The sequence below is a fragment of the Actinoallomurus sp. NBC_01490 genome, from assembly GCF_036227085.1.
Taxonomy (GTDB): Bacteria; Actinomycetota; Actinomycetes; order Streptosporangiales; family Streptosporangiaceae; genus Actinoallomurus; species Actinoallomurus oryzae.
In genome coordinates this window covers 9,786,749-9,803,049 of the sequence record NZ_CP109433.1, presented here as the reverse complement: position 1 = coordinate 9,803,049, position 16,301 = coordinate 9,786,749, and the positions used below count along the sequence as shown (strand labels likewise).

15 protein-coding genes are annotated in these 16,301 nt (G+C 67.4%); 12 read left to right on the top strand and 3 right to left on the bottom strand.

Going from position 1 to position 16,301, the window contains the following annotated elements:
* Nucleotides 1-53: 53 nt before the first annotated feature.
* The 12 genes from OG417_RS44990 to OG417_RS44935 all read left to right on the top strand — a co-directional run bounded on the left by OG417_RS44990 (nucleotide 54) and on the right by OG417_RS44935 (nucleotide 14,525).
* Nucleotides 54-935, top strand: a complete 882-nt coding sequence (locus OG417_RS44990) for a hypothetical protein (protein WP_329242938.1) — start codon at nucleotides 54-56, stop codon at nucleotides 933-935.
* A 105-nt stretch (nucleotides 936-1,040) separates the two neighbouring features.
* Entirely contained in the window at nucleotides 1,041-1,295 is a 255-nt protein-coding gene (locus tag OG417_RS44985) for a hypothetical protein (RefSeq protein ID WP_329242935.1), read from the top strand.
* A gap of 222 nt (nucleotides 1,296-1,517) precedes the next feature.
* Complete coding sequence (locus OG417_RS44980; RefSeq protein ID WP_329242933.1) at nucleotides 1,518-2,372, top strand: hypothetical protein; 855 nt, start codon at nucleotides 1,518-1,520, stop codon at nucleotides 2,370-2,372.
* Nucleotides 2,373-2,535: 163 nt separating this feature from the next.
* A complete protein-coding gene (locus OG417_RS44975; RefSeq protein ID WP_329242930.1) occupies nucleotides 2,536-3,087 on the top strand; it encodes a helix-turn-helix domain-containing protein in 552 nt (183 codons plus the stop codon).
* A 301-nt stretch (nucleotides 3,088-3,388) separates the two neighbouring features.
* A complete protein-coding gene (locus OG417_RS44970; protein ID WP_329242927.1) occupies nucleotides 3,389-4,681 on the top strand; it encodes a M14 family zinc carboxypeptidase in 1,293 nt (430 codons plus the stop codon).
* Between the two features lie 351 nt (nucleotides 4,682-5,032).
* Entirely contained in the window at nucleotides 5,033-6,325 is a 1,293-nt protein-coding gene (locus OG417_RS44965) for a M16 family metallopeptidase (protein ID WP_329242924.1), read from the top strand.
* Nucleotides 6,326-6,342: 17 nt separating this feature from the next.
* Entirely contained in the window at nucleotides 6,343-7,731 is a 1,389-nt protein-coding gene (locus OG417_RS44960) for a M16 family metallopeptidase (RefSeq protein ID WP_329242922.1), read from the top strand.
* A 331-nt stretch (nucleotides 7,732-8,062) separates the two neighbouring features.
* On the top strand, nucleotides 8,063-10,228 hold the full coding sequence (locus tag OG417_RS44955; protein ID WP_329242919.1) for a hypothetical protein: 2,166 nt from the start codon (nucleotides 8,063-8,065) through the stop codon (nucleotides 10,226-10,228).
* Nucleotides 10,229-10,280: 52 nt separating this feature from the next.
* Nucleotides 10,281-13,178 carry an ATP-binding protein gene (locus OG417_RS44950; RefSeq protein ID WP_329242916.1) on the top strand — a complete coding sequence of 966 codons (2,898 nt, stop codon included), beginning with the start codon at nucleotides 10,281-10,283 and terminating at the stop codon, nucleotides 13,176-13,178.
* Nucleotides 13,179-13,244: 66 nt separating this feature from the next.
* Nucleotides 13,245-13,901 (top strand): EndoU domain-containing protein, encoded by a 657-nt coding sequence (locus tag OG417_RS44945; RefSeq protein WP_329242912.1) that lies wholly within the window; start codon nucleotides 13,245-13,247, stop codon nucleotides 13,899-13,901.
* Nucleotides 13,901-14,170: a hypothetical protein gene (locus tag OG417_RS44940; RefSeq protein ID WP_329242910.1), complete on the top strand. Its 270-nt coding sequence runs from the start codon at nucleotides 13,901-13,903 to the stop codon at nucleotides 14,168-14,170. The genes OG417_RS44945 and OG417_RS44940 overlap by 1 nt, the downstream gene beginning before the upstream one ends.
* Before the next feature lie 217 nt (nucleotides 14,171-14,387).
* A complete protein-coding gene (locus tag OG417_RS44935; RefSeq protein WP_329242907.1) occupies nucleotides 14,388-14,525 on the top strand; it encodes a hypothetical protein in 138 nt (45 codons plus the stop codon).
* 82 nt (nucleotides 14,526-14,607) lie between these two features.
* Here the strand turns inward: OG417_RS44935 and OG417_RS44930 are convergent, their stop codons facing one another.
* The 3 genes from OG417_RS44930 to OG417_RS44925 all read right to left on the bottom strand — a co-directional run bounded on the left by OG417_RS44930 (nucleotide 14,608) and on the right by OG417_RS44925 (nucleotide 16,294).
* On the bottom strand, nucleotides 14,608-14,997 hold the full coding sequence (locus tag OG417_RS44930) for a pilus assembly protein TadG-related protein (RefSeq protein WP_329242904.1): 390 nt from the start codon (nucleotides 14,995-14,997) through the stop codon (nucleotides 14,608-14,610).
* Nucleotides 14,998-15,134: 137 nt separating this feature from the next.
* Nucleotides 15,135-15,854 carry a DUF6166 domain-containing protein gene (locus OG417_RS54660; protein ID WP_442875615.1) on the bottom strand — a complete coding sequence of 240 codons (720 nt, stop codon included), beginning with the start codon at nucleotides 15,852-15,854 and terminating at the stop codon, nucleotides 15,135-15,137.
* Nucleotides 15,851-16,294 carry a TadE/TadG family type IV pilus assembly protein gene (locus OG417_RS44925; protein ID WP_329242902.1) on the bottom strand — a complete coding sequence of 148 codons (444 nt, stop codon included), beginning with the start codon at nucleotides 16,292-16,294 and terminating at the stop codon, nucleotides 15,851-15,853. The genes OG417_RS54660 and OG417_RS44925 overlap by 4 nt, the downstream gene beginning before the upstream one ends.
* Between the last annotated feature and the right edge of the window lie 7 nt (nucleotides 16,295-16,301).

Here is a 16,301-nt window from a genome sequence, read left to right as displayed (position 1 = left end):
ATGCCCTTGCCCGGCGTCACCGTTGGGACCCGCGAGAAGATCGGCACCGGCCGGTGAGTACCAGCTGGCCACCGGCCACGATGCGGGTGGCGTCGGTGAACTGGAACAACGGTGGGATCACGCCGTCCGGCGATGACGCACCCTGGCGGACGACCATCGAGGTGTTGCAGTCGGTACGCCCGCACATCGTGTTCTCCCAAGAGCTGACCACACCCGATCCAGGTGTGCGGCTGGGGCGCCATCTGCGGCGGACCGCGAACGCGTTGGGCATGGAGCCGGCGCTCGGCCCGGTCGTACCCGGTGCGCGCACCGCCCTGCACACCGGGATGTTCATCGACACCCGCGCCGGGTTCCGCATCGACGACGTCCCTTATCTCGGGGAGCATTTCGGTGGAATCCGGCACGCCTGGTGCCGCGTCGAGCTCGGTGTCCCCGGACTGCCGTGGCCCGTTGATCTGTGCAGCGTGCACCTGCCGGCCCGATCGGCACCGGCCCAGGAATCAGAGGCCTACAGCCTCGCCTCGGCCCTGGCAAGCCAGCGGCTGGTGCTGGTCGGCGGGGACTTCAACGGCTACGCCCGTGGCGGCCCACCCATCACGACCATCGAACTCGACCAGCTCCCCGGCCATCTCCAGGTGACCCGCTGTCACGGCATCCCAGGCGCGTTGACGCCGAACTACACCGTCGATGATCTGCTCACCGGCCGCGGCAAGCTCATCGACGTCGCGGCACATCTCTCCGCTGAGCGCCGGCAGCCACCAGACCTGGCCGAGACCGGGACCGCCGGTGGTGGACGAATCGACCGCTTCTACGCCTGCCCGCCGATCGCTGACGCCGTCGAGTCCTACCAGCTCCTCAGGATCGGCAGCGACCACCGGGCACCGTTCATCGAGATCAACCTCCCCCAGCTCACCGCTCTACTGACGGTCACATGACACCCGAAACCCTGCTCCCGCCGAGTGCGCCATTGGTCAGTCCCGCAATCGCCGATAGGAAAGGACCCCTCACCCGCCATGGTTGAGCAAAGCCCATCGGTCACGATGACCCGCGCACTGGGCACGCTCAAGGCCGCATTGAAAGATGCCGGCATCACCTCGTACCTCGATGTGCCGGGGACGAGCAGGATCCTGCTGTACATCATGGGTTCGGCGATCCCGGCCGCCTGCCGGACCAACCCTGCGGCCGACCACCGGTGGTGGTTCTGGCTGGGGCCCGAGCCGATCGGCCCCGCGAGCGAGCCGGCTGCCGCAGCCCAGGAGATCAAGAGCAGGCTCGGTAGCGGGGTGGCCTGGTGAACGGGCCAGCAGCAGACGTCGACAGACGTACCGCGGAATCGGTCGGCGCGCTGTGAGCACGGGCGCTCGTTATCACCGGCTGCGATCCACGCGAGCGCGATAGCGGTCGGCAAGGAAGGAACCACCGAAACCCGGCACCACATGGCCGGGCGGCTTTCAAGCATCCCCACTCCGGCAGCGCGGTAACCAACGCCCACACAACCATTCTTCTAAAGGAACGCCATGACCACAATCAAGATCATGTTCCAGAACGTTCAAGCTAGAGCCGACGTGGAGGGCCGCTGGCCCGGACATGTGGAAGTCGTTAAAGAGGAGGATCCGGATCTTCTCATCTTGACCGAGGTCGAGTGGCTGGCTGACGAGGTTAAGCGCAAGCGGGTCGAAATCGCCTTAGGGATGCACCTGATGGTCGGTCCGACCCGCAATCTGAATACTGCGGTCGCGTGGCGGCGTGATGGTGTCCTTGAGTTCGAGGACTGCGACGTCACGTACGCGCATGAGCTCCACCACGGCTACACCGCCCCGCGGTTCAAGGTGGCAGTGACGATCGATGGAAAACGCAAAGAACTGACGCTGGTTGCGATCGGAACGCATCTGTCTCCGTATTCTGTGCTGACCGCCGCGCAAGAGGCGTCCCTGCTGTGCGCCCGCGTCTACCGCTGCGGTGGGCTGGGCCTGATTTGCGGTGACATCAACCACTGCCCGGTCTTCATTGACGGCGAGAGCCAGCCGCCCTGGGAGCAGGTCCAGCCCTATAACCGGGCCTCTCGGTGCTTGAGGCGTACCAGCGAATCCGATGCCTGGGTGGGGAACGAGCTCGTTGGCCAGACCCTGCGTGACGGCGGCCTGACCGATGTGGCCGCCCACATGGCGATGCGAACCGGCGACATGACGTTGCTACATCCGACCGGGAAAGCCGGGCTCGTGCGCGTCGACCAGGCCCACGTAACCGCCGCCCTGACGCGGGCGATCACCGAGTACCACCGCGTCGATAACCCCCACAGCGACCATTATGGCGGCGCATTCACCCTGAGGCTCGACCGCGCTGATCTATCACTTCTCCGCGAATACAGCTAACGATGATGACGTCTATGGGCCTGTAAGGCATGGATTGCGGGCCGTGCGCATGAAACCAAACACGCCGATAGCCGACGAAATTTCCGTCGGTGCGTGCGCGATTCGCCACGTGAAAGATCTTCCCGCATTGGGCTATCAAGAGCGTTTGAAGGACAGGTAAGGGATGGAAAACCGACGACGGGTCTGGTCCCCGGACGATCGTGAGATCGCCGTTATGAGGGAGCTTTCCGAGCGTGCCGGCGAGGATAATTCCTGCATTATCAGCCGGGCCGAGTTGGCTGGCAGACTCGGGATCTCGGAGAAGATGCTGTACCGGTCGCTGAGGTGGCTGGAGGCATTCGGGTATCTGAAGCGCGAAACCCGATACCCGACGAACAGGTCGGAGCCCTTCAGCCCCCCGCCGAACGGATGGCTGGCCACGCGTTACACCGTGGTGAAGATACCGACGAAGGCCGACGAGCACGACGTCGGCGTGGACACGAGTCCGAAGGCCAACGAGCACGACGTCGGCGCATACACGGGCCAGCGCACCGCGTCTGATCCGGACATGGTTGCGCGCGTTGTGCGCATGTACGACGAGGAGAAGCTGAGCATCCGGCAGATCGCCACCCGGCTCGGCTCGTCTTACGGCACCGTCCACGCCATCGTTTCGCAGCACACCAAACCGCGACCTCGTGGCGGGAATAGAAGGTCTTCCCCACTCGGAAGCCGGTGATGGGGACATGCCGGATGCAGGACGTCTTCGATCTCGGATGTGGTGACGGGGCGACTTAGCAAGGCCGCCGCCGCGGAACACCCGGCCGGAGGGAGCGCGGCGACGTCCTGGCAGCGAACACGTCCTTGCGAATCACCGCCGACCGCCACTCTCGGCAGCAACCACACTTCTCCCCGAGCCGGAATACTGAATTGACGTGATCATCCACCGGGAATGCCAATAAACAGTACATGGCGTTTTACCTCCAAGGTGGAGGCGGCCAGCAAAGTAGCGACCCCGCCCCGACACAGAAAAGGATGAAATGAAGTACCCGCCAAACAGCGGTGGTGATCCCACGTTTTCACGCCAAGAGCTCGCCGCCATCATCGGGAACCGACCTCCGTCAGTTCGGGAACTGCACGATCGCATACGGGATTTCTCTACCCGCTTCCCGAGGCTTTGCCGGCTTACCAAGGCAGGAAAGTCCCGATTGGGGAATGAGCTGGAGTTGTTGTCGGTCAGCGGCGGCCCGTATGAGATCTTTGTCATCGGGGACCCGCATAACGACGAACCCGTGGGGAGAGCCACGGCGTTCGCTCTCGCCCACCAGGTGGTTACCCGGGCCGAACTCCGAGCCGACGTCACTTGGCACATCCTCGCGAGCAGCGACCCCGATGGGGCGATGCTGAACGATAGGTGGGTCACCGCCAACGCAACGCCAACCTGGGATTCCTACTTTCGCGGCCTATACCGCGCCGCCCTCGCCGACCAGCCAGAATGGACATTCCCCTGCCCCGGATTCAACGCTCCATTGCCTGAGACGCAGACGATGATGAGCATCATCGACGGCTTCAAACCGGGTTTGTTTGAAGTGGTGTCGCTGCACAATTGTATGGCCGGGGGAGCGTTCTACATCACCCCGAATAAAGACGCCAGGCTGGTCGATCTCCTGGCGCGGACGGCCGGCCGATGGCGCTTCACGGTCGGAAGTACCTCTATCGATACCGTCGGCCTGGAATCAGCAGGCCCGGGTGTCTACGTTCTCGATCCGGCCGACAGGTCGGTCCCCGGAGCCGCCGCCACCGATCGGCGGCCCTGCGGCGCCAGCAGCATCCAGTACGCGCATCGTCATGGAGGACTCGGGATCGCTCCCGAGGTGCCGATGTGGCGGACACGACCGCAAGTTCTGCCCGCACGGAAAAGAGCCGAGGCCTTGGACCGCGCTGCGGAAACCCTCCACGATGTCCTTGACCGGATAAGGCGATATCAGGTGCGGGCCAGCCCATTCGGACCTGCTGTTAACGACACTCTTGCCATCATCAGCGGTGTCACGGCGTGGCTGCGTCAAAACCCCGACGAGCCAAGCCCGCACGACAGTCCATTCAAGCTGTCGGCACGAGCAGCGGGAATGCTGCTGCGAGACATCGATATTCAACTCGAAGCAGAGCGCCATCCGGTACTCCTCGAAGAACGGGATCGGTTGGACCGCGAACTCACAGCCTGGCTCCGAGGGGCCGAAGAAGAATTCCGGCCGGTGGCGGTGTCGATAGCCCAGGCAGTGGGTTTTCAGCTCGACACCATCGTGTCGTCGATGCGTCTGTTCACCGGCGCATGAACCGCACCGCGCCCTTACGGCAGCACCCTCGACGAGCCCCGAAAACGCGCACAAGGAGGACGATCACGGCCGGATGTGAAGAAGGCGATCTCCCCGATGTTCGCGCCGCCGGGAACGCCTCATGCCCCTGCAGGCGACGTGTCGATCCGGTGATGGATGGCAGGAGCCGGGTCGCCGCCGTGTCCCATGCGATGTGCGGTTTTCCGCCTCCTGGTTCCGCGCTGTCCGTGCGGTACCTGCTAGCCCGGCCATGAGCTTTAAGGAGGCGATCGCGGCGTCGCCGCCTCCGCGCCCTCCCGCATACCCCCGGACCTCCTCGTGAGGTCGGAATCTCAGTGAAGGAACACCATCATGTATCCGATTGAGCATCATGAGCTGGACAACGGGCTCGGTGTCGTGGTCATCACCGACCGCACGGTCCCGAGCGTGGCCACCAGCCTGGTCTACCGCGTGGGCTCCGCCGATGAACCGCCCGGTAAGACCGGTTTGGCGCATCTCGTCGAGCACCTCATGTTCGAAAGCTCCCACGACGACGCGGACGAGCCCTGGCTGGTCCAAGCCCACGGTGGTGTCTGCAATGGGGCCACCACCGCCGATTTCACCCTCTACCACAGCCAGGTCCCCGCCGGTGCCCTTGAATTGGCGGTATGGCTGGAGGCCCGCCGGCTCACGACGTTGCCTGACCGGCTCGTTCCGGCCACGTTGGACAAGCACCGGGCGATCATCGACCAGGAACGGCGCCAAAGGTTCGGTGGGGTGTTCGGGCCCTTGACCGAGCGGCTACAGGCCAGCCTGTTCCCCGAGGAACACCCCTACCGGCACCCGACGATCGGGACCGTCGAGGACCTGGACGCGGCGGGCCCGCAGGACATCGAAGCCTTCTTCGCCCGGCATTACCAGCCCCGTAACGCGGTCCTGGCCGTGGTCGGGGATGTGACGGCCGATCACGCGTTCGCCGCCGCCGAACGCTACCTCGCCCCTATCCCGTCCGGGAACTGGTGCCCGCCTGCCGGGGTCGAACAGCTCGCGCCGATGAGCGGACCCACACGCGCGGACGTGCCCGTGGCCGCGTTGCCGTACCCGCTGGTGACCTTGGGTTTCCGGCTGCCGCCCAACAGCGTCGCCCCGAGTGCCGATATCTTCGCCGCCCACGCGGCGCTGCGGATCCTGGCGGGCGGGCCGGCCAGCCGTGTGTTCCGCCGCCTGGTCACCGGCGAGGGCATCGCCCACACCATCGCGGCCGACGTCGACCCGCGCCAGGCGACGTCCATCGGCATCGTCCAGGCCCACCTGATCCCTGGCACCCCCGCCATGTCGACCGACAAAGCGGTGCTGGTGGCGGAGGAGGTGTTGCTGGAGGAACTGGTCCGGCTGGTGGAGGAGGGCCCGCACGACGACGAACTGGCCCGCTGGCGCTCCGGCTACGAACGCGAGGCTTTGGACGGTCTCGCGCCGCTGCAAGGACGCGCCGACGCCCTTGCGTCCTTCGCTGCCGCCTTTGACGACCCTGCCGCGATCAGCACCTACATCGACCGCATCCGCAGCGTCGAGGTCGAGCAGGTCCAGCGCGTCACCGACACCTGGCTGCGTCCCGCCAGCCGCGCCACCGTCAGCTTCACCCCCGCCGCCACCGCAGATTTCTGATACGGAGGACACCGTTCATGACGACCATCACTGTGCCCCTGCCGCCCCGCCCGCAGGTCAGGCCCCCGGCCGCCTGGCGTGCGCCTCGCCCTGAGTGGATCAGGTTGGACCAGGGCCTCACCGTCGGTGCCGTCCACCTGCCCGGTCAGCAGGTCGCCGCGATCGACATCCACCTGGGCATCGACCTGAGTGCCGAGCCCGACGGTGCCGAGGGCATCGCGGCGGTCATGGCCGCCTCACTCGCCGATGGCAGCCTGGAGAGATTCACCGGCCGGCTCGCCGCCTATGGCGCGACCTGGGACTCTGGCGTCGATCACACCGGGCCGCATCTTGCCTGCCAGGTCCCGGTCGCCTACCTCGCCCCGGTCATCGAGCTCATCGCTCACGCCTTGCGCGAGGTCGAGCTCAACCCCGCCGACATCGCCCAGCAGATCCAGGTGCTGACCGCGCAGCTGACGCTGACCGACCCGGCCGGCTATGCCGCGCGGCGGCTCGCCGGATCTGTGTTCTCTCCGAGTGAGCGTGCCGGCCGCCCCGCATCTGGCACATCCGAGACGTTGGCGCAGCTGAGCCCTGAGTATGTGGCGGACTTCCATCACGACCACCTCACCGCTGCGGGCGTGACCATCGTCATCGCCGGTGACCTGTCCGGTATCGACCTGGAGCCGCTGGTCACCGACGCGTTCGGCACCTGGCGTACTCCAGGCGGGCATGCGCCGTTCCCGCGGTCAGTGCCGGCGGAGCGGAGCCCGATCGTCCAGTTCGGCGGACACCCCGGCGCGGTGCAGTGCCACCTGATGCTGGCTGTCCCCACCATCAGCCGTCAGCATCCGGACTGGCCGGCGCTCGCCGTGGCCACCCACATCCTCGGCGCCCCGCTCACCGGCCGCCTCGACGCCCATCTTCGTGAGGCCCGCGGCTATACCTACTCCACCACCGCCACGCTCTACCCGCTGAGGCCCAGCCACTCGGTCTTCCTCATCAACGGAGCGTTTGATCCCGCCGCCACCGTCCACGCCCTCGATGACCTGCGGCAGATCCTGTGCACCGCGCACCAGGACGGGTTCAACACCACCGAGTGCAGCACCGCAGGTGACCAGCTCCGCTCCAGCCTGCCGTTGTTGTACGAGCGCGCATCCATCGTCGCCGCTCACACCCGTGACCTGGCGATCCACGGGCTCGGCGACGACTTCACCACCCGGACCGTCGAAGCCATCCAAACGTTGACGCCCGAGGACATCTCCACCGCATTCCGCCGCCACATCAACCTCGGCCGGCTCAGCATCGTCGCTGCCGGCGACCCGCACGTACAGGCGCCGCTGGCCGACTATCTGTCCGCCAACCCCATCGGATCACGGCCTGGGGAAACCCTCGCGGTCGGCGGCGATCCACACCCGACGCGATAGCGGCCCCGGCCGGCGCCCGCCGCCGCGGGTGGACCTGCCGTGGGCATCGCTTCGCCGCGGCAGGTCCACCAAAACAAGTCTTTCTGTGATATCCGCCGAGCCTAAATTGGAGGCGTTGGTGAAAAGCGCGGACTCGCCGCCCGCATCTCCCCAAAGACCGGTCCGCCGATGGTGGAGACACCGTCGTTGGCTGGGACGCATCGCCCTGGCCGGGTTCGGGATCTCGATGCTGACGTTCTTCTACGGCCTCGCCACTGACAACGGCTGGGCACGAGACGCCGGCGGGTTCTGTTTGCTTCTGTTCGCCGTGGTTTATCAGTTCACCGATTAGATGGAATTCGTTACCTCGATGATGACCGGGCCATCACAAATCCAGGCGCTGCTGGAGCGGCGCGGGCTATTGTTCGCTCCCGGCCCGCGGCTGGGCTGGCTGTTCCGCGACCGCTGGCTGTCCTACACGCCCTTCCGCGAGCCGGAGCCGGCCCGGCCGCCGATGCGAGCCGACCTGGAGCAGCGGGTCAGCGCGGCCGAGGCCGAGGCAGCGCGGCATTTGAACCGGACCCTGCCGGCGAGCGCGATCGCAGCGGGCATCCTAGGCTTGTTTTCCGCCTGCTCGGCCACCGACTACGTCCTGGGCCGGACCCCGCTCCCGCTCGGGTCGTTTGTGCTGGCGCTGATCGTGGCCGGGCTCGGCGGGACACCGGCGGCGATCGCGACAGCGGAACGGCGGCGCGCCCGCGAGGCATGGCACCAGCACCGCATCGACGCCGACCGGGCATACCAGACCGCGCTGCGGGACTGGCGCGCACGGAAAAACCGGCACGAGGCGCACGAGCGCGCCGCCGCGAACACGCGACCGGAGTGGGGGTCGGTGCCGCGCCCGCCGGGCCGGCGGCTGGAGGTGTTCGGCGGCACGCTGTGGGGCTGGGAGGCGCTGCTCAGCATCTACGGCACCTCAGCGCTCACGGCGGGGCCCCTCCTGGTGCTGGATCTGTCGCGGGAACGCGTGTGCGCAGAGCTGGCGATCCTCGCCCGCGAGGCGGGTATCTGCGTCGATGTCCAGGCGCTCCCGGCCCAGCTCGCCACATCCTCGCTGCTGACGGGACTGGACCAGCGCGAACTGGTCGATGCGGTCGTGGAGTCGATGTACGGCGGCAGCCCAGAGGACACCCGCGCCGAACGCAGCATGGACGACCTGATCCTCACCAAGATCGTGGACGCGCTCGGGGCGAACGTGAGCCTGGCCCGGATCGTGGCGGCGGTGGGGTTGTTGATGGGTGAGCCGCGCACCGCCCCGGTCCTGGACCCCACCGAGCGGCGCCGGATCGCACATGAGTTGTTCAGCGTGGAATACCGGCGCCACGCGCACGCGAGCCTGGCACGGATCGAGTCCTACCTGACCCCGCTGCGCCACCTGGGCACCGACCACGACACCGACCGCCCGACCAGCCAGCTGACCTGCATCACGCTGGACAGCCAGGCCCGCAACGCCCGTTCGGAATTGCTCACCGACCTGATCGTGCAATGGCTCATCCACCGCATCACCGCCAGCAACGAGGATCGCCCGTCCGTGGTGGTGGCCGGCGCCGACGAACTCGCCCGCCGTCACCTCGAACGCCTTTCGGACGCCTGCGAACGCCGCGGCGTCCCGGTGACCCTGCTGTACCGGCGCCTGCGCGAGACCGGCCAGGAGATGATCGGCGGCGGCGCGGTCGCGTTCATGCGCCTGGGGAACCACCAGGACGCCACCCGCGCCGCCGACTTCATCGGACGGGATCACAAGTTCGTGCTGTCCCAGATCACCAAGAACCTCGGCGGCAGCGAGTCCCACACCGACACCGACACCCAGGGCATCGCCGATACCGACACCACCAACTGGTCCACCTCGATCGGCACCTCGACCAACCACGGCACCACCCGCTCCTCCGGAGCCACTCGATCCGGCGGCGGTCCGCTCGGCCTGTTCGGCGACCGGTCCACCAACACCGGAACCGCCCGCAGCCGCGGCGGCGGCACCAGCCGCACCGACACCCACGCCGAGGGCCGCTCGCTGTCCCGGAACTGGTCCAGCGCTTACGCCTACGTGCTCACCACCAACTGGAGCGACGCCGACACCACCCAACGGGTGTATGAGTACGCGGTCGAACCGGTCACCCTGCAACATCTGCCCGACCACGCCCTCCTGCTGATCGAGACCCGGCCCGAAGGCGGCCGCAACATCACCCCGATCGAATGCGACCCGGCCATCGTCACCCTCGACCGAGTCGCCACCACCCCACATCCCCCACTCCCACCGCACGCGCAGGGTTGGAGCCAGCGACCGGAAGGCGGACCGCTCTCCGTACCGCCCCCGCCGCGATGGGCCAGACCAACTGGCGCCGAACCGCCTCGCCCGCCACTGCCGTACGCGCCCGGCCCACCGCCGGGCTACCGAACCGGGCCCGCGCCCGTCCCCGAACCGGCCCGCGATGGCCAGCCGGTACCGCGTCATGAGTGAGCCGACAGCGGAACCGGTATGGGAGGTCGTGCGAGACGTTCCCGCGTGCCGGGTGACGGAAGCTCCGCGACGCCCGCTGACGGACGAGGCAGAGCCTGCGGGCCGGGACGAGTGGCGGGACCAGCGGCTGGCCGCGCTGGTGTCGGCGTGCCATGGCGGCGAGCCGGTGATGATCGGCTGGCGGCGCGCGCAGGCCGCGGGTCCGGTGGAGGTCTACGTCGGCGGCCGGGCGCTCATCACCGGGGACGACGTCGGCGCGGCGGTGCTGAGCCTGCCTGCCGGCGGGCGTGGCCGGATCCTGCGGCCGGGCGCGGTCGCCGACGTGATGAACGAGCTGCCGTACTGGACGCGGATCGGCGGGATCACCGACGGCCTGCTCATCGACGATCAGACGGACACCGCGGGTCCGATGACGCGGCCGTCGCTGGAGGACTGCCTGCTGTCGGTGTGGACGGAACCGTTCGCGTGGTTGCTTTTCGCCGAGCCCGTCGACGCCGCGGAGACCGGCCGGCTCGCCGACGAGATCGCCGACCGGGCGTACACCGCTCAGTCGATGGCCGAGCGGTCGCCCGAGAACGCCGTGCAGGCGCAGCGGCTCGAACGCCGGCACCGGGAGTTGCGTCAGGCGGCCAGCAGCGGGCTGTGGCGGGTGAGCCTGCTCGCCGGCGGCACCGGCCCGGAGGCCGCCGAACGCGTCGCGGCGCTGGTGTGCGCCTCGGCGGACCTCGACGGGCTCCCGTACGCGCTCGCTCCCCAGGACACGAAAGCGGCGTCGCCGTTCGAGGCGTCCAGCCGCCTGGTCGCGGCGCTGGCCCGCCCGCCGGCGCGTGAGGTGCCCGGGGTCAGGTTCGTCGTACGGCCGGAGTTCGACGTCACCCCGGAGGTCGCGGCGGGAGGCGTGCCCCTGGGGCGCGTGCTGGACCGCAACCGTACGGACGTCGGGCCGCTGTCGGTGCCGCTGGAGAGCCTGAACCGGCACACGTTCGTGTGCGGAGCGACCGGCGCCGGCAAGTCCCAGACCGTACGGGGACTGCTGGAGTCGGCGAGCGCGGCGGGCCTGCCGTGGCTGGTGCTCGAACCGGCCAAGGCCGAATATCGGCTGATGGCCGCGCGCCTGCCCGGCGCCGAGGTGGTCGCGATCCGGCCCGGCGAGGTCGACGCGATCGCCGCCGGTATCAACCCCCTCGAACCCGCCCGGGACGCCGAGGGGCGGGCGTTCCCGCTCCAGACCCACGCCGACCTCGTACGCGCGCTGTTCCTGGCCGCGTTCGAGTCCGATGAGCCGTTTCCGCAGGTCCTGTCCGCGGCGCTGACCCGCTGCTATGAGCAGCTCGGCTGGGATCTGGCCCTCGGCGAGCCACGCGTCCCCGGCACCGCGCCCCGCTATCCGACGCTCGCGGACCTCCAGGCCGCCGCCGAGCAGGTCGTCACCGAGATCGGGTACGGCAAGGAGATCACCGACAACGTCCGTGGGTTCATCCGCGTCCGGCTGTCCAGCCTCCGGCTCGGCACGACGGGGAGGTTCTTCGAGGGCGGCCACCCCATCGACTTCGAACGGCTGCTGGCCCGCGACGTCGTGTTCGAGATCGAGGACGTCGGCGACGACCGCGACAAGGCGTTCCTGATGGGCACGGTCCTGGTGCGCCTGGTCGAGTACCTGCGGATGCGGCAACGCATCAAGGGCGCCGCGAGCGGCCTCACCCATCTGAGCGTGTTCGAAGAGGCGCACCGCCTGCTCCGCAAGAGCGAGGAGAGTGGCCCGGCGGCGCACGCGGTGGAGATGTTCGCCGGCCTGCTGGCCGAGATCCGCGCGTACGGCGAGGGCCTGATCGTGGCCGAGCAGATCCCCTCCAAGCTCGTGCCCGATGTCATCAAGAACACCGCGGTCAAGATCGTGCACCGGCTGCCCGCCAAGGACGACCGGGACGCGGTCGGCGCGACGATGAACATCACCGACGCCCAGAGCCAGTTCCTGGTCACGCTGCGCCCCGGTGAAGGCGCCGTGTTCACCGACGGCATGGACTACCCCCACCTGGCCCGGATGCCCGACGGCACCGCCGTCGAGAACACCCGCGCCGCCCGCACCACCTCCCCAGGCGTGCTGGTCGACCCGCGCAGCACCACGTGCGGCGCCGACTGCCACGCCTCGCCGTGCACGCTGCGGGACATGCGCACCGCCCAGCGGGTTCTCGCCGACCACCCGCAGGTGGTGCTCTGGGCCGAGTTCGCCACGGCGGCGCACCTGTCCGGCTGGGGCTCTCCCGTCCCCGAACCCGCGACCATCGAGGCGCTGCGGGCACTGCCGGGACGGCTCCGCGACTGCGCGCTCTCGCACGCGGTCGACGGCGCCGTCGCCGCACGCGCCTCGGCCATCGCCGCGCGCTCCGACCCCGGAAAGCTGGCCGACCACCTCGTCGCGACGTTGCGCGGCCGCCTGGACGGCGGGAACGTCTGCACCGGCGAGGAGCCCGAATGGTTCACCGTCCCGTACCGGTGGTGCCTGGTGCTGGAAGAACTCCAGACCACCCACCGCCGTACGCCCGACGCCCCTCGCCACCCGCACAGCGCGGAGTGGGAACGCCGCTACGGACGGGCCGTCCCGGGCGGCGACGCCGCCGAGCAACTGGGGCACGTGTCGCGATGGTGGGACCGCGACCAGCGCGACCACGCCGCCCGCGAAGCGACGCTGTGGGGCACGGTCGCCCCATCGGCGATCGAGACCGCGGTGAGCGCCCGGCGCGGCGACGACGACTTCACGACGCGCCTCACCGAAGCCGCGGCCGACCTCGGCAACATCGACAGCCTCCTTGGCTACTACACGCCCCCTCGATCGGCTGCTGCCGTATCCGGGCTGGACTCCGGTGCCGAAGCAGAGGAAACCACGCGTGAAAATCAGCAGGCCAGTGATCAGTGCGGAGGAAACATGCCATTCCAGGCCGACATGTCATAGCCATTCACGCCATTGTCCCGATTCTGTACCGATAATCCGTCCGAATACTCCATAGGAAAAAACGCTATGCCGGTCGATGCTGCAGACGAGATCACTGACAAACCTGTGGCGCACCCTCCTCGCATCGATTGCCACATACCAGCCGATCAACCGGGGACCGAACCATACCATCGCTCTCGCGCCGCCAGCCGCGAGGCCGCGCGAAGCGCCAACGAGAACACTGGTCAACGCGACAGCCCCGCAATCAGCATCGAAAAGGAGGAAGCGGACGACACCCCAGCCGCCCAGCGAAGCGCCGATACCGAGAAAGACCGTTCGGAAGGATCAGATGAATCTGACGGGCTTTCGTATGGCTGGGACCGACCCGGAGTCATCGATGATCCCAAAAGGCCGGATGTTGATACGATCCACCTCACCGGCGACCGACGCGCACATATCCTGGACGGTGAACCCGGTTTCCGTGGAGGCCACCGAGCCGGAACAGGAACACCCGGCAAATGCGAGTTCCCTGCCTGGTGGGACGATGACACCATCGTTAGAAATATCCTGGATGTCGCGCGCCACCCTGACATCGTCACGATGCAAGAGAACGGCCGCTGGCGCGCACAAGGTAAACGTGATCTCGTGGATATTACGATAATCATTGAACCCGGCGGTCCGATACGCACGGCCTGGCCTGAGCCGGGTGGTATCGGCGTCAAACAAAATCCCTGGAGGTATTAATGGACGCCCATAAGATGGCGCAGCGTGTAAACGCGCTCCCTGGCCAATTCGAGAGCCAGCTCACTCCCACGCAACTGAACGCTATTCGTAGCGCCATTGATGGCGGCGCATGGGACGAGGCGATCGACATCCTCATCGCCAGTCTGCGGAACAACGAAAGCACGATCACCGCGGCCCAGCGGACTGAGCTCGAAACGCTGGTGGAGGCGATGCGCATACCTTCATACACACTCGGCCAGTTGAGGATCGATGACTCACCGAGCAGATGAACGATCTCAGCCAATACCGCGCCCAGGCCAGTGCAGGGACGTGGCGTTAGGGTGCTGGTCGTGACAGGCCCTTCTCCACATCTGTTGGCGACGTACGCCACGTCGATCCGGCTGGAGTTTCTCCGGCGCCTGCGATCTGCGCAGGGGGCCAAGCGGGTCCATGCGTTGCTCCAGGCCGGCGCACCGTGCACGATGCCGTCAGATTGCTGGGGCTCCGATGGGCGAGCAGGCGCCGTGGCTGGTGCAGGCCGAGGTGTCGGAACGTGTCGCCAACCTGGAGGATTTTTGTGGTAAAACGCCGCCTGCACAACCGAACCGTCACACCATCTCATCATCGACGAAGTCAATGTGCTGACGGGGTCGCTCACTACACAGCCCCGCCCTCGCCTGCGTAGCCATGCAGTCAGAGCGAAGGCTGGGCTGGCGTTTATCGCGCGTCATCGGCCTGGTGCTGTGACTCCCTGTATTAGGTCGGCGGTGGCAGTTTTCGTCACGTGGATTTGGTCGATGCCGATAGCGGGGAGCAGCATGGTCGGTTGGCTGATAGTGACGGTGACGCGTATAGTCTGCGTCCCGATCACGCTGACGGTTCCGGCATTGCCGCTGTGAGCGAGGTAGGAGCGCGCAGCGTTGGTGGCGGCCTGACGGTCGATGACAAATTGCCCGCCATGGGCGTAGGCGCGGGAGCGGTCGATCTCGCCCGCGCCAGCACGGGCGGCTTCTTCAGCGACAGCGGAGGCTTGGCGGGCCGCCCGGAGCTTGGCGCCACCGTCGATGACGAGGCCAGCGGCGGCCAGCAATGCGATGAAAAAGACGATCAGCAGCAAGGTGATCGACCCTCGATCGGTCACATGCGTCCCGTCCACGTCGGTCCTGGCAGCTTGTCTTGAGGAGTTGGCTGCGCTATGGGTACGAAACGATCGTCGCCTGGTGTACAGGCCTCGTGTCATATGACGAGGGCGTGTCACCGTCGTCGTCCTGAAGATCGTGACCGTGCTGGGCGTGTGCGTCGGCTGCATGTGCGTGCTTCAGATTGTGGAGCAGGTTCCGGCGATGTGAACCCCGATGGCGCGGGAGGCTGTGGGTTCGCCAACCATCGGAGAACGTCGATCCGTCGCAATGACCACGCTTTGCCGTAGCGCAGGTGGGTAGCCACAACCTGCTCGGTGAAGCGCAGGTAGGGCAGGGGAAGTATCCCAGCGTCACAATGATTCGGGCAGGCCGGAGTTCGCCATTTCGCGGCGGTGGCAGCCGGGGGATCCGATGCGAGGTGCTGTGGCCGGCTGTCGTTGAGACAGGCTGTGGGCCCAGCGCATGCGTGGCAGATGGCGAGGCCGCCCAGAGCATCAGCGAGTAGGCTTCGAGACAGATCGCGAGGCCCATTGCCGTTGTATCCCCAGGCCATTCCCGCCGATGAGTGGCGCATGAGGTGAGGCAGCGGCCGGTAGATGCCAGGCCGGTCTTCGACGATAACGGCAGCGCGGCCATCCGATCTGTACCAACCGTGGTACACGGAGTCGTCAAGTGATGCACCGCGACGGCGATCAGCACGATGAACACCGAACTCGTTGCGGGACAGGTCAGCCAGCAGCGAAGCGCCCACGCGAGACCAGTCCGGTGAACCGCTGCTGGCGTCAGCGGAGTCATGGCTGGCTGTTGGGCGGATGAGCGTCAGGGCGGTCATTGTGTGCTCCTCGCTGCGGAGCCGAGCGGGTGTGGACCACCGAGCCCGAGAGTTCTTGTGCGGTAAGGATCGATCGGGCTGGCGAAGCTTGCCCTGATCGTGGTGTCCGGTACGCCGGCCACGGCGACGTCAGCGAGGTGGACGGTGCAGGTGACGTGGGCGGTGACGGTGCCGGATCGGCCGATGGGCTGGGAAAATCCGGAAGTGTCGATGCTGACTTGGGCGGGGCAGTTGAGCCCTTCGCGGCTCAGGGCGGCTTGGGCGCTGGTGAGCGCGTTGGCGCGAGCGGTTGCGGGGTCGCGGGCGATCGAGGCTTGGCGGGCTGCGTCGCGGGCGGCGGCCTCGACGGCTTGGTGGGCTTGGGCAAGGCGGCCAGCGGCGATGATGAACAGCAACGCGAGAATCACTGCGGGGGCCAGGACCGCCAGTTCGAGGGTCACCGACCCA

What these genes read in the sequence shown, in the direction of transcription:
- OG417_RS44985 (WP_329242935.1), top strand. Translation starts at nt 1,041, where the DNA reads ATGACCCGCGCACTGGGCACGCTCAAGGCCGCATTGAAAGATGCCGGC.
- OG417_RS44980 (WP_329242933.1), top strand. Translation starts at nt 1,518, where the DNA reads ATGACCACAATCAAGATCATGTTCCAGAACGTTCAAGCTAGAGCCGAC.
- OG417_RS44975 (WP_329242930.1), top strand. Translation starts at nt 2,536, where the DNA reads ATGGAAAACCGACGACGGGTCTGGTCCCCGGACGATCGTGAGATCGCC.
- OG417_RS44970 (WP_329242927.1), top strand. Translation starts at nt 3,389, where the DNA reads ATGAAGTACCCGCCAAACAGCGGTGGTGATCCCACGTTTTCACGCCAA.
- OG417_RS44965 (WP_329242924.1), top strand. Translation starts at nt 5,033, where the DNA reads ATGTATCCGATTGAGCATCATGAGCTGGACAACGGGCTCGGTGTCGTG.
- OG417_RS44960 (WP_329242922.1), top strand. Translation starts at nt 6,343, where the DNA reads ATGACGACCATCACTGTGCCCCTGCCGCCCCGCCCGCAGGTCAGGCCC.
- OG417_RS44955 (WP_329242919.1), top strand. Translation starts at nt 8,063, where the DNA reads ATGGAATTCGTTACCTCGATGATGACCGGGCCATCACAAATCCAGGCG.
- OG417_RS44945 (WP_329242912.1), top strand. Translation starts at nt 13,245, where the DNA reads ATGCCGGTCGATGCTGCAGACGAGATCACTGACAAACCTGTGGCGCAC.
- OG417_RS44940 (WP_329242910.1), top strand. Translation starts at nt 13,901, where the DNA reads ATGGACGCCCATAAGATGGCGCAGCGTGTAAACGCGCTCCCTGGCCAA.
- OG417_RS44935 (WP_329242907.1), top strand. Translation starts at nt 14,388, where the DNA reads ATGGGCGAGCAGGCGCCGTGGCTGGTGCAGGCCGAGGTGTCGGAACGT.
- OG417_RS54660 (WP_442875615.1), bottom strand. Translation starts at nt 15,854, where the DNA reads ATGACCGCCCTGACGCTCATCCGCCCAACAGCCAGCCATGACTCCGCT.